The sequence below is a fragment of the Pseudomonas sp. 8BK genome, from assembly GCF_902506475.1.
Taxonomy (GTDB): domain Bacteria; phylum Pseudomonadota; class Gammaproteobacteria; order Pseudomonadales; family Pseudomonadaceae; genus Aquipseudomonas; species Aquipseudomonas anguilliseptica.
This window is the reverse complement of record NZ_LR733252.1, coordinates 3276284-3290050: the sequence shown is the minus strand read 5'-3', so window position 1 is coordinate 3290050 and position 13767 is coordinate 3276284. Positions and strand designations below refer to the sequence as shown.

Below are 13767 nucleotides of genomic sequence, written 5' to 3'. Positions count from 1 at the left end.
TTTACTTCATGTCCGGCAGACGGGCCTCGCTCTTCACTTCGGTGAGGGCTACAGCTTCTGCCGGTACGACCACTTGTTGCTGACGCAACAAGTCACCCATCGCTGCGGTTACCCGGTACATCGAAAACTCTTCACTAAAGCGCACTTCGCTGTAACGGCGGTTGGCGGTAAAGAGTTCGTTTTCACTGTCCAGCAAGTCGAGCAGGGTGCGTTGGCCCAGGCTGAATTGCTGTTGGTAGGCTTCACGAACACGCGCGGTGTAATCCGCATAATCACGCGCTTTTGGCGTTTGCAGTCGGGCGTTTTCCATGGCATTCCAGGCCAGGGAAAGGTTTTCGTTGAGTACGCGCAGGGCGTTGTTGCGGATGTCCATCGACTCATTGATCTGATGGGCAGTCGATTGCAGGCGCGCCTTGTCGCGCATACCGTTGAACAGGTTGTAGTTCATAACAACGGCTGCACGCCAGCCGTTGTTATGACCTGCATCGCCCTGGGTGTTGTTGTCGGCATTGGTGGCCAGCTCAAGGTCCACGCGTGGGTAGAAGGTCGATTTGGCGACCTCGTATTGTTTTTCGGCTGCCTGCACATCGGACTGTGCGGATTTCAGGAAGGGGTTGTTATCCATTACCGCCTGCCGAGCGTCGGTGAGATTTTCCGGTAATGAGCCTTTCAGTGAGGCAGGGGAGGCCAGCTCGTCGGGCATACGGCCAACGGCACTGAAGAAGTTGGCTTCGGCATCGGCCAGGTTTACCTGCTCGGTATAAAGGTTGTTCTCTGCCAGCGCCAAACGCGCTTCGGATTGGTCAAGGTCTGCCGTACTGCCAACGCCTTGCTGGCTGCGCAGGCTGATCTGATCATGAATACGTTGGTGAGCCTGAAAGTTGTTACGTGCAAGCTCGACCATTTCGCGGCGCATTAGTAGGTCCAGATAGACCTCGACGGTGCGTAGGGCCAGGCTTTCCGAGGTGCCGAGCAAGCGGTAAGCGCGGGAGTTCACTACCGCTTTGGTGCGCGCTACTTCATTGGGTGTATTAAAGCCATCAAAGATCATCTGCCGCAGGCGCAGCTCGGAGGTGCCGTAGGTCAGTGTTTCGGTGTTGTGATTGCCCAGTGCTCGGGTGCTGGGGCTGTCGGTATTTTCTCGACCATAACCCATCAGCAGGTCGACGGTTGGCAGATAACCGCCTTTAGCAATCTTGACTTCTTCATCCGATGAAAGGCGGCTGTTCGCCCCAGCATGAACCTCCGGGTGGTTGTCCAGCGTGCTCTGGATCGCCTCCGACAAGGTGATGCCTTGTGCCTGGGTACAGACCGCTGCCAGCACGATACTGCTCCATAAAGGGTTGAGTGCGCGCATCTGGTAACTCTCCTTATAAGATTCTCTAAATCCCGTCGCCAAAAAAATGGCTTATCTATCTTGTGGATTACTCTCAGCCTGTAACATCACAGCTAAGAACAGTTTCAAGCGTAGCTAAGAAAAAATAGTTACAAGGCCTATAAGGAAAAAATCTTATGCAGTCTGCGAAAAGCAGCACATTGTTTCCATTCAGAAGCTGCGCATTTCGTGCCGTTAGGTGGCGTGCGTAGCTAAAACAGATGGTCAGATACAAATAGGGGCGGGATCTTTCTGGTGTGGTGGGCGACGCGGGTCAGGGTGACAGTTTTTTGTCGTTTTTGTTTTTGAGTGTGACGTCGTTGTAATCAGCCAGTGGCTTTGTTCTCTCCTTGAAAGGTATTCAGACCTTTTTTGGCATACGTGTCGGCGGTGGTCGGCAGTTGTAGTGAGGATGGAATCATGGCTACTTTGATTGGTGTCGTCAGCCAAGTTATCGGCGAAGTCTATGCGGTAGCTGGCGACGGAACGCGTCGGCCACTCAGTGAAGGCGATCGAGTTTTTGCGGGGGAACAAATCGTTACTGGCGCTGCAGGGTCTATTGCGGTTGCCATGAGCAATGGCCAGCAACTCACCTTGGGCCGCGATAGCAGCCTGAATCTCACCGAGCAAATGCTCGCAGGCAATTCCAACCAACAAGCGCCTACAGCTGAAACGCCTCCGGCAGCGCCGAGTGATGGCGATTTAACCGATGTTGAGCAATTGCAGGCCGCCATTGAAGCAGGTGTCGACCCGACCCTTGAAGGTGAAGCAACCGCAGCGGGCCCTGGTGCGGGTGGCGCAGGCGGTGCTGGTGGTGTGGGCGGCGGGCACTCGTTTGTGCTGTTGGGTGAAACTGGCGGCGCGCTTGATCCGGTCATTGGCTTCCCGACCGAGGGACTGAGCACCGGGCCGGAGTTTCCCGATCCTGAACCGGTGGTAAGTGATGAGGCGCCGGCTGCTCCGGATTTCACTCCAGTTATAGATATCGAATACGAAGACGGTAGCGGTACGTTGATTGCCGGCCCAGCAATCGTGGATGAAGAGGGCTTAGCTGACGGGACCAATCCTGCCAGTAATTCTGAGCAGGCCAGTGGCGCCATCGTTATCAATTCTCCAGATGGTGTGTCTGCACTGGAAGTTCAGGATGTCAACGGCGACTGGATAAATGTAACCGGCGGTGGTGTGGTTCAAGGGCAGTACGGCATTTTGACTGTGGATGCGGCTGGCAACTGGACTTATACCCTAACCAATAACACCCTTGATCACACGAACCCTAATGCAACAGGGGCTGCTGACCAAGTTGGTGAAAGTTTCCCTGTGCGGATGTTCGACCTAGACGGTGACGTCTCGCCTACGGTGTTTATTGACGTTTTGGTAAATGACGACGGGCCCATTCTCGCCGAAGGCGAGGATGCCTTGGTCGCAGCAATCGTCGATGAAGACGAAACCTCTGATGGCATCAGCGATGGCGATGCAATTACCAACGTGGCCTCTGGCGGCCCAGGCACCCTGAGTGCACTGGTCAATTTCGGTGCCGATGGTGTCGGTAGCTTCGGCCTTTCTGGTAGCCCTAGCGCCATTGCCAGTCTTGAGGCTCAGGGCCTTGCTTCCGGCGGCACTGCTCTTAGCTTTAGCGTAATCGGCGGTGTGCTAACCGCTTCGGCGGGGGCTGAGACCATCTTCACTTTGGAGGTGGGCGGTGATGGCAGTTTCACCTTCACTCTGGTCGGTCAACTCGATCACCCGCTCGCTGATGGCAATGACGACGAGTTGCTGGAGCTGGCGATTGATTTCTCCGGTGTATTGGCGGCCGTCGATGGCGATGGTGACTCGGTTGGCAGTTTTAACGCCGGCAGCTTCGTGATTGATGTTGAAGATGACGTACCGCAACTGGCCAGTGGTGATGAGCAAGAGTTCATTCGGGTACTTGGTAGCGTTCAGGAGGACGCCCTGACCACGGGAGCCGGTGCGCCCCATGATGGCAATCCAGAAGGTGGGCAGAGCACCACCGTCAGCGGCCCCGCCGGAACCTTGTCGGCCCTGGTCAACTTTGGCGCAGATGGCCCAGGCAGCTTTGGTCTGTCCAGCGATGTCAGCTCCATGAGTTTGCAGGCGCTGACTTCTGGCGGTGTTGCATTGACTTACGCTGTGGTTGGCAATGTGCTGACCGCTACTGCGGGTGCTGACACTATCTTCACCCTGACGGTGAACGCTGATGGCAGCTACGAGTTTGTACTCAGCGGTCCAATCGATCATCCGGACATGGACGGCAATGACGGTGAAGACCTACCTGGCGTAGGCGTCGATTTCTCCGGTGTGTTGACTGCCACCGACGGCGATGGCGACCCTCTGGTGGGCGGCTTCCCAGCTGGTAGTTTTGCGATTGATATTGAAGATGATGTGCCGCTTGCGGCGACCGGGGAGGGTATCGCGGTTAGTGGCAGTGTGCAGGAAGATGCCTTGAACACGGGGGCAGGTGCGCCCTACAACGGTAACCCTGAAGGTGGCCAAGTCACTGTCACCAGTGGCCTGGCAGGTTCGTTGTTCAGCCTGGTCAGCTTCGGCGCGGACGGTCCTGGCGCCATGGGTCTGTCCTCGGATATGAGCTCTCTGGAAGCCCAAACGTTGAGCTCCGAAGGCACACCCCTGAGCTACGAGGTAGTGGGGAACGTGCTGACCGCGACAGCCAACGGTAACACCATCTTCACTCTGACGGTGAACGGAGATGGCAGTTGGGAATTTGTGCTTGGCGGCCCGCTGGATCATCCGATCCCCGATGGCATGCTCGACGATGAGCTACTGCCGGCCCTGGGCATCGATTTCTCCGGTGTGCTTACCGCCACCGACGGCGATGGTGACCCGCTGGCCGGCACCTTCCCTGCCGGCAGCTTCACCGTCAACGTCGAAGACGATGTGCCGCTGCCGGGGCAGGACGCTGAGGACAAGGTCAATCAGCAGGTGCAGGAAGATGCCCTTGCCGTGGTGGAGGGTGCTCCCTACGAGGGCAATCCGGAAGGTGGCCAGATTACGACTATCACCGGTGCTTCTGGGGCCTTGTTTGTACTGGTCGACTTCGGCGCCGACGGTCCTGGCAGCATGGGCCTCTCGACCGATGTCAGCTCGCTGGAAACCCAGTCGCTGAAGTCCGAAGGCACTGCGCTGAGCTACTCGGTGGTGGGTAATGTGCTCACCGCATCGGCCAACGGCAACACCATCTTTACGCTGACGGTCGAACCGGACGGTGGCTACGAGTTCATGTTGAGTGGTCCGCTCGACCATCCGATCCCTGACAGCAGCCTCGATGACGAGACCCTGCCAGGTCTTGGTATCGACTTCTCCGGTCTGATCACCGCCACCGACGGCGATGGTGACCCACTGGCGGTCGATCTGGATGCAGGCAGCTTCACTATCGATGTCGAAGACGACGTGCCCGAGGCTCGGGTGGTCGGTCAGCGGCCTTGGGTCAGTAGCCAGGTCGACGAGGACGAAACCGCGGCAGGCATTACCGACGGCGATGGCACCACCAACGTGGCAGTGGGTGCCGCGGGTGCTCTGCATGCCGCCATCGCTTTCGGGGCAGACGGCCCAGGAAGCGTGGGCTTGAGCAGCGACCCCGATGCCCTGGACGCCCTGGAAGCGCAGAACCTGACTTCGGGCGGTGTGGCGCTTGATTACAGTGTGGTGGGCAATCTGTTGACTGCTACCGTCGGCGGCCAGCCGGTCTTTACCCTGCAGATCGACGCTGATGGCGGTTACACCTTCACCTTGCAGGGGCCGTTGGATCACCCGCTGCCGGGCAGCACCGACGATGATCAGTTGCTTGGCATGCCGATCGACTTCTCCGGCTTGATCACTGCTACCGATGGCGACGGTGACCCGCTGAACGGACTCAATCCAGGCAGCTTCGTGATTCAGGTGGAAGACGATGTGCCGGTTGCCATGCCACTGCAATACGACCAGGCACAGCAGCCGATTCCACTGGTTTCCGGGCAAGTCGATGAAGATGAATTGCCCGGTGGCATCGGTGATGGCGACGTCACTGGAACCACTACCAGTGCGCCTGACGGTACCCTCAATGCATTGGTCAACTTCGGTGCAGACGGAGCTGGTAGCTTTGGTCTGAGCGATGACCCGCTGGACATTGCAACGCTCGAAGCCCAAGGGCTGACTTCGGACGATACGCCACTGACTTTCTCGGTAGTGGGCAATGTGCTGACGGCCATGGCCGGTGTCGATCCAGTCTTCACCCTGAGCGTGATGGCAGGTGGCGGTTATTCCTTCGAGCTGCTCGGGTCGCTGGATCACCCGCTGCCCGGCAGTACCGACGATGATCAGTTGCTTGGCCTACCGATCGACTTTTCCGGCGTGCTGACCGCCACCGACGGTGATGGCGACCCGGTGGGCGGTTTCGCACCAGGCAGCTTTGTTATCAATGTCGAGGACGATGTGCCCGAGGCGCAGGACGACTACGCCGTGGTGGAGTCTGGACAACCGCTCGACGTCAACGCAGTCTTCGTGCTGGACTTCAGCGGTAGTATCAGCAATTCCGAGCTGAATCAGATGCTGGAAGCCGTGCGTGCGGCGTCTCAGGCGCTGTTCAACGGGGCATCCGATGTCAACGTGCAGATCGTGGCTTTCTCCGGCACGGCCCTGTCCTATCCGGTGATCAGCGACTTCGCCAGCTTCTCCGCACTGATCGACAGCATGAACCCGGATGACGGTGGAACCCGGCCGTTCGGTGGGCAGACCGACTTCACTGCCGCCATCGAAGAAACCATGAGCGCCTACACGCCGATTCCGGGGTGGAGCAACCAGGTGTTCTTCATCAGCGACGGCAATCCCAACGAGCAGCTGGGCACCGGTGGCAATTCCCTCGAGGATGACACCGCCAGCGACTGGCTGAACTTCATCAACGCTAACGACCTCAATGTCACTACCATCGGCGTGGGTGGCGGTATCGACGAGGATCGGCTGCAGGATGTCGATCTCGATGGCAACGGAGCACCGATTCTGGTGGGTGACTTCGATGATCTGATCGATACCCTGCTGGATGCCGTGCTCGGCGGCCTGGTGGATGGCAATGTGCTCGAAGGCAACGATAACGCACCGAATACCAGCGATGACGATGCCTTCGGTGCCGACGGTCCTGGGCAGATTCTCTCCATCGAAATTGACGGCGTTGTCTACACCTGGGACGGTGCCGGTAACATCGATGCCAGTGCCGGGCCTGATATTCCCGGCAACCAGCTGATCGATATCGATACCCCGGAAGGTGGCAAGCTGAGCTTCAACTTCGCCACTGGAGCTTGGAGCTATCAGGCCGCCGGCGATATCGATGGCGACAAGACAGAAACCTTCGAGTACGTGATCGTCGATAACGACGGCGACCCCTCGACGGCCACCCTGACGATTCACGTCGAAGACACCGGTCCAGTTGAAGGCTATGTGGACGAAGACAATTTGCCTGACGGTATCGATGATCTGGACAGCGTCACCGATGTCGCTACTGGCAGTGTGGCCCAGCTGATTGTGGGGCCGGATGCGGGTGCGCATTTCACTCTGTCGAGTGATACCACTGGCGTCACCCCGGCTACATCGGGCGGGGTAGCCTTGGTTTACGGTGTTCTCGGCAACACCTTGACCGCAACTGCCGGCCCTGCCGGCCCGGTGGTGTTTACCCTGCAGGTAATGGATGACGGCAGCTACACCTTCAATCTGGAACAATCCCTGGATCATCCGCTGGATGGCAGCAATGACGATCAGTTGCTGACCCTCGACTTCACCAGCATCCTGGAGGCCAACGATGGCAGCGATCCGCTGACGCTCTCGGGTGACTTCCTGATCCACGTCGAGGATGACGTGCCGATGATCGATGTCGGCCGCAGTGGCCAGGATGCCGACGATCTGAATACCCAGGATGCCGAGACCATTGGGGCTGGGGTTTCCGATACCGCGACCAGTGATTTCAGCGGCGCCTTCACGGCGATGCCCAACCACGGAGCCGATGGCCCCGGCACGGTAACCTGGAGTTACTCCATGGTGCTGCTGGTGGCTGAGGGTGCGTTGTCGGGGTTGAGCAGCGATGGCGATGCCATCCGCCTCTACCAGGACGGCAGCGGGCAGATAGTCGGTTCCACCGCAGGCAACGAGGGTGCGGTCAATCTTGGCAACACCATCTTCACCCTGTCGGTAGACGCTAACGGCGTGGTCACCCTGACCCAGCGTCAGGAGATCGACCATGATCTGCCGGGCGATACCAGCAACTACGATGCCCAGGAAGCCGTACTCAACGCTGGACTGGTGGGCCTGCAGGGTACCGCCACCATCACCGACTACGATCAGGACACCGACAGCGATAGCCTGACCCTGGATCTGGGTGGCAAGGTGCTGTTCGATGATGACGGCCCGAGCATCAGCCTGGGCTTCGGCCAGAACACCGAAGTTCTCAATACCCAGGATGCCCAGACCATAGGCGGCGCGTCGGATAGCGATACCGACAGCTTCTCCAGCGCCTTCAGCATTGCCAGCTCAAACTTCGGTGCCGATGGCCCCGGCACCATCAGTACCAGCTACGCGCTGGTGCTGTTGGCCAGCGAGGGCAGTTCGTCCGGCCTCAGCAGTGATGGTGCGACCATCTACCTGTACGAGGACGCCGGGGTGGTCTACGGCTCGACTGCGGCTAACGAGGGCGATGTAGATCCGAGCAACACCATCTTCACCCTCTCGGTGAATGGCTCGGGCCAGGTCACCCTGACCCAGCATGAGGAGATCGACCATAGCCTGCCGGGTGTGGGCAGTAACTACGATGCCCAAGAAGCATTGCTGGGCAATAGCCTGGTGGGCCTGCAGGCTACCGTGACCATCACCGATGATGACGGCGACAGTGCCTCCGACAGCAAGACCCTTGATCTCGGTGGCCGGGTGGCCTTCGACGATCATGGGCCGAGCATCAGCGTGGTCTTTGGCACCGCTCCGAATCCGTCGCTGAACACCCAGGATGCCGAGACCATAGGCGGGGCCTCCGATACCGACTCCGGCAGCTTCTCGGGCGCCTTCGTCGTGACCCCCAACCATGGCGCGGATGGCCCGGGCACGGTCACTCAGACCTACAGCCTCAACTTGCTTGCAGGTGGTAATGGCCCGCTGGCCTCAGGGATGAACAGCGCAGCTGGCCCAATCTATCTGTACAAGATCGGTGCTGAGATCATCGGCTCCTCGTCGGCATCCTTGGCAGGGGTAGCGGTGGACAATACTGTCTTCTCGCTGGCGGTGGATTCCGGAACCGGGCAGGTGACTCTGACCCAGTTCCAGGAGATTTCCCACGATCTACCGGGTGCCAACAGCAACTACAGTAACCAGGAAGAGGTACTACTGGCCGGTAAGATCGGCTTGACCCTGACTGCGAGCATCACTGACGGTGACGGCGACTTTGCCAGTGCCGACAAGACCCTGGATCTCGGTGGCAAGATCGCCTTCGACGACGACGGTCCGTCCGTGGGTGACAACCTTGTGGTGCAGCTGGACGATGATGCACTGGCCAATGGCATTCCAGGCGGGCCAGGCGGTACCGACGATGCCGACTCGGTGAATGCCGGTGGAACTTTGCAGCACAACTTCGGCGCTGATGGTGCCGGTACGGTGAAATGGCTGGAATCCGGAGCGCCGGGCGGCTTCACCTACCAGGCAAGCCCGGATGGTTCGCAGCTGCTGGTCAAACAAGGCGCCACCACAGTGCTGACGTTGACGCTGAACACCGGTACGGGTGCTTACACCGTCACCCAGAACGCACCGATCCAACATGCCAACGCCGATTTGGAGAACAACCAGGCCTTCACTCTGAACTATCAGGTAACCGACAAGGATGGCGACACGGCTAACGGCAGTCTGTCGATCAATGTCGACGATGATACGCCAGTTGCGCAGGACGACTACGCCGTGGCGGTGGCGGGAAAACCGCTCGACGTCAACGCGGTGTTCGTGCTGGATTTCAGCGGCAGCATTGATAACACCGAGCTGAACCAGATGCTGGAGGCCGTGCGTGCTGCGGCTCAGACGCTGTTCAGCGGTGCGTCCGACGTCAATGTGCAGATCGTGGCTTTCTCCGGCACGGCTCTGTCCTACCCGGTGATCAGTGACTTCGCCAGTTTCTCTGCGCTGATCGACAGCATCAACCCGGATGATGGTGGAACCCGGCCGTTCAATGGCAATACCGATTTCACGGCTGCCATCGAACAAACCATGAGCGCCTACACGCCGATTCCAGGGTGGAGCAATCAGGTGTTCTTCATTAGCGACGGCAATCCCAACGAGCAGCTGGGCACGGGAGGCAATTCTCTCGAGGATGACACCAGCAGTGACTGGGCGGACTTCATCAACGCTAATGACCTCAACGTCACCACGATTGGTGTGGGCGGCGGCATTGACGAGGATCGGCTGCAGGATGTCGACCTCGATGGCAGCGGCTCGCCGATTCTGGTGGGTAACTTCGATGATCTGATCGATACCCTACTGGATGCGGTAATGCCTGATCCGGCCGAGGGCAATGTTCTGCTCGGCAGCGACGGTGTGGTTAGTGGTGACGATGATGCCTTCGGTGCCGACGGCCCTGGTCGCATCGCCTCCATCGATATCAACGGTACCACTTACACCTGGGATGGTGTTCTGGATGGCGATCAGCAGTTAACCGACATAGCCACCGAGTGGGGCGGCACCCTGTCGTTCAACTTTGCTACCGGCGCATGGAGCTATCAGCCGCCGGCTCTGATCGAGGGCGACAAGCTTGAGAGCTTCCAGTACAGCATTCTCGACAAGGATGGTGACCCGTCGACGGCAACCCTGACGATCCATGTCGAAGATCCGGCACCGGTGATCGGCAAGGTCGACGAGGATGAGCTGCCTGGCGGTATTACCGACAACGATGCTCAGACCACCACGGTCTCCGGCAGCCTGGTGGAACTCCTGGTAGGTAGCAACTCCGGTCAGTTCAGCCTGGACAATACACCGACTGGCTTGCCAGCACTGACTTCCGGCGGAGTAGCCATCACCTACCACTTCTCCGGCAACATCATGACGGCGAAGGCTGGGTTGCAGGATATCTTCACCCTGGAGGTGGAAACGGACGGCGGCTACACCTTCACCCTGCTTGGCCCGCTGGATCATCCGGACGACAACAACGATGATAATGAAGTGATGACGCTGAACCTCACCGGAGCCCTCGCAGCTTCCGACGGGGTGAATCCGTTGCCGCTGGCCGGCAGCCTGCTGATTCAGGTCGAGGACGATGTACCGATCGCCTTCACCCCGGTCACCGCGCTGTTGGTCGACCAGGTCAATGACACACGCTCGATTACTGCGGATCTACGTTTCGAGGCTTCGGCGGGGGGCGATGGTCCAGATGAGGTCAATTTCTCCATTGTGCAGGGCGCTGCTGCTCGGGATGCCAGTGGCAATCTATTGAGTCTTAATGGTCAGCAGCTCTACCTGTTCTATGGTGCTGATCAGTCCATTATCGAGGCTAAGACCAGCGCCAATGGAACTCTCGGTTATCGCATTGATATGGATGCCTCGACCGATAGCTACACGCTGACCACCTATGGCCCGATTGCCAACGGCTCAGAGGTGTCCGCCACTAATCTGACCGGTGTTGGTGGTGGTAACTCCGCCTTCAAAGGGCTGATCGACATGGGAGGGACAACGTTCGATGCTTTGTTGTCGAGCACTTCGGGGCAGAGCATCAATTCCAACAGCACCGAAATTGGCATTAGCGATGGCAACAGCATCAAAAATGGTGAGCAGCTGCGGATCGATCTGGTCAATGGTCTGGCAACAGGAGGTGCCAATGGTACTGGCTTCACCTACACCAGCCACAACACCACCAATCGCTTCGCCCAGAAATTTGCCTGGGTTAGCCCTAGCGGTGGAGGGACCGCAACCTTCGTGATCTCTGTGCTGCTGGCCGACAATGACTACAACTTTATCGGCGATGCTTCAGGTGAAACCACTCGTAACTTGGCTACCAGCAATATCCGCATTTACGCCATTGAGGGCGGCGTAGAGGTGGATAAAACCAGTGAAGTTAGCCTCACTGATTTGGGTAATTCGATTCGTGTGACCGGGATGGAGGAAGGCTGGTGGTACGAAGTCAGCTCTACCAGTAGCTTCAGTGCTGTGCAGATTACTGGTGGCAGCGGTCAAACCTTCAAGTTGGGCTTCTTCGAGTATGAGCAGGCAAGCACTGGGCAGCCCATTAGCCTTTCCCACAATATCGTAGGTATTGATGGTGATGGGGACAGTGTAAGTAGCGTGCTGAGCGCTATGTTGGTTCCTGATTCGCTGTCGGTGGATGGTACTGCCGGCGTGGATAATCTGGTTGGTACCGCTGGAGTTGATTACCTCTTCGGCTTGGGAGATAACGATACGCTCAGTGGTTTAGCTGGCAACGATGTGCTGTCTGGTGGCGATGGTAATGACATCCTCATCGGTGGTCTGGGCAATGACATCCTTTCTGGCGGCGTGGGGGCGGATACCTTCCGCTGGCTGTCGGGCGATACCACTGGTGTCGACAAAGTGTTGGACTTCAATTTAAGCGAAGGCGACAAATTGGATCTCACCCAGCTGCTGATTGGTGAGTCCTACAACGCCGGATCGCTAGATGACTTCCTTAGCTTCTCGGTAGTTGATAACAGCACCATTATTGCGGTTAGCCCTACAGCAGGTGGTGCTGCAACCACAACCATTGAGTTGACAGGCTTTAATGTCGCTGTTGAGTATGGTGTGACTCCGGGCGGTGGCGGCATCATTTCTGGAGGTGCTGATACAGCCACAGTCATCAACGGGCTGCTGGGAGATAACGCCTTGCAGGTAGTGTGATGCTAGATTGATAGCCAATCTAAAGCCCGCAATCCTAACCAGATTGCGGGCTTTTTCTTACTGGGTTTATTAAACGCTCACTTGGATGGCGGCTATGTTGCGATTACAGCTTTTGCAGATATGCCACCACATCTGGCGCACCCGCAAGGCGCAGGCCTTCGCCCAGTGCTGTGGCTTCGCTGGAGTGCTTGGGCAGCAGGAGAAACTCTGGTGAGCTTGGGCCGCCCAACAAGGATAAACGCGCATAGGGCAGGCCGTTATCCAACAACAGCGCCATAAACGCCGGGTCGCTCCAGGCCGCATTAGGCATGCCGAGTACGTGGTAGTGCTGCTGCAGGTTGCTGAGGCCTTGCTCGCTCAAGCGGTAATGGCTGAGTTCAGCCGGCAGGTTAACCTCTAGTTCGCGCCTGCGGGCGTAGGCAATGGCACAGGCAAAGGCTTCGCTGTGATGCTCACCAGCCCAGAACACCCGCTCACCGCGCCAGCTGGCTTGGCGTAGGCTGATGCGCTCACCTGCGAGAAAACGCGGTAGTGGTTGGCTGATAGCTTTGACGAAATCCTTGTAGCTGATGATGCGTACCTGGCGACAGGGCTCGCTGGCGGCGAAAGCCTCGAAGCTGGTGTGGTTGGCTTGTTGAGGATTGCAGGTCGATAGGCCGTCGATCATGCGCAGGTCGAACGATGACAGCTGTTGTTCTTGCGCGTCGATCACCCGCACCAGCATGGCATGGGCTTGCGCCTTGTCTTCCTGAACCGGGCCGGAGAGTGCGCTGCGGGGCAGGTCTATCAGGCGGTGTAGCTGAGGACCATCTTGCCAGCAAATGCTGTCACGTAGTTGCGGTAGAGGGCTGAAGGGCAGGCGAAGCTGGCTGGCGCGCTCGAGTATCTGGCGTTGCCCACGGCCGATAAGGCCTAGCCGTTGCGCTAAGGCACCGAGGCGTGAGCTGAGGGTGGAAGGCTGCTCAGACAGACTCATAGCCAGGTACGAACTCCAAAATCACCGTTGCCAGTTTGGCAGAGCCCGCATGGCTCTGCACAGGCTTTATCGGCCGTATAGACAGGTTTTTTATGGCCTGTCATCCCTGGTGGCCACCCTTTGGGCTGTCGTTGTGCGCCGTTAAAAATTCCTTCAGGTAATTTTATATGGCCTGTTGCCCATGCTCGGACATGCTGCGAGGCGACGCAGGTGAGTTGAGAAATGGCGCTTGGCCATTTTTTGCCGGGCAGGCGCGCGGCGTATGGCAAGATTGCTGCAGTCAGTTGCAAAGGTGCCTCCATGCCCAGTTTGGTGTTTGATATTGCGTTACCGGCCGAGCGCTTGCGTGCGGTTTATCAAGGGCGTGCCAACCGGATATTAGTGCAAAGTCGCGACGGACGGAGTGTCAGTGTGCCGGCCCACCATTTTCGGCCGTTTTTGACCCATGACGGTGTTTATGGTTCCTTCGAACTTGAGTTCAGTGCTGCCGGCAAATTACTCAGCTTGCGCCGTCTGGGCTGATAGCGCCGTGCGCCTCGCCTATCAG

The 13767-nt window shown here is 58.2% G+C and carries 4 protein-coding genes; 2 read left to right on the top strand and 2 right to left on the bottom strand.

Annotated elements, in window-relative coordinates; translation table 11 throughout:
- Position 1: 1 nt before the first annotated feature.
- Positions 2–1357, bottom strand: coding sequence for a TolC family outer membrane protein (locus ACIN8IBEIGE_RS15355; RefSeq protein WP_160015418.1), 1356 nt, complete (start codon positions 1355–1357; stop codon positions 2–4).
- 438 nt (positions 1358–1795) lie between these two features.
- On the opposite strand from ACIN8IBEIGE_RS15355, the gene ACIN8IBEIGE_RS15350 reads away from it, so the two are divergent.
- Positions 1796–12244, top strand: coding sequence for a retention module-containing protein (locus ACIN8IBEIGE_RS15350; RefSeq protein ID WP_160015417.1), 10449 nt, complete (start codon positions 1796–1798; stop codon positions 12242–12244).
- Between the two features lie 103 nt (positions 12245–12347).
- Here ACIN8IBEIGE_RS15350 and ACIN8IBEIGE_RS15345 read toward each other — a convergent pair whose 3' ends face one another.
- Positions 12348–13220 carry a DUF6685 family protein gene (locus ACIN8IBEIGE_RS15345; RefSeq protein WP_160015416.1) on the bottom strand — a complete coding sequence of 291 codons (873 nt, stop codon included), beginning with the start codon at positions 13218–13220 and terminating at the stop codon, positions 12348–12350.
- Between the two features lie 300 nt (positions 13221–13520).
- On the opposite strand from ACIN8IBEIGE_RS15345, the gene ACIN8IBEIGE_RS15340 reads away from it, so the two are divergent.
- Entirely contained in the window at positions 13521–13742 is a 222-nt protein-coding gene (locus ACIN8IBEIGE_RS15340) for a DUF2835 domain-containing protein (protein ID WP_090387832.1), read from the top strand.
- The last annotated feature ends 25 nt before the right edge of the window (positions 13743–13767 follow it).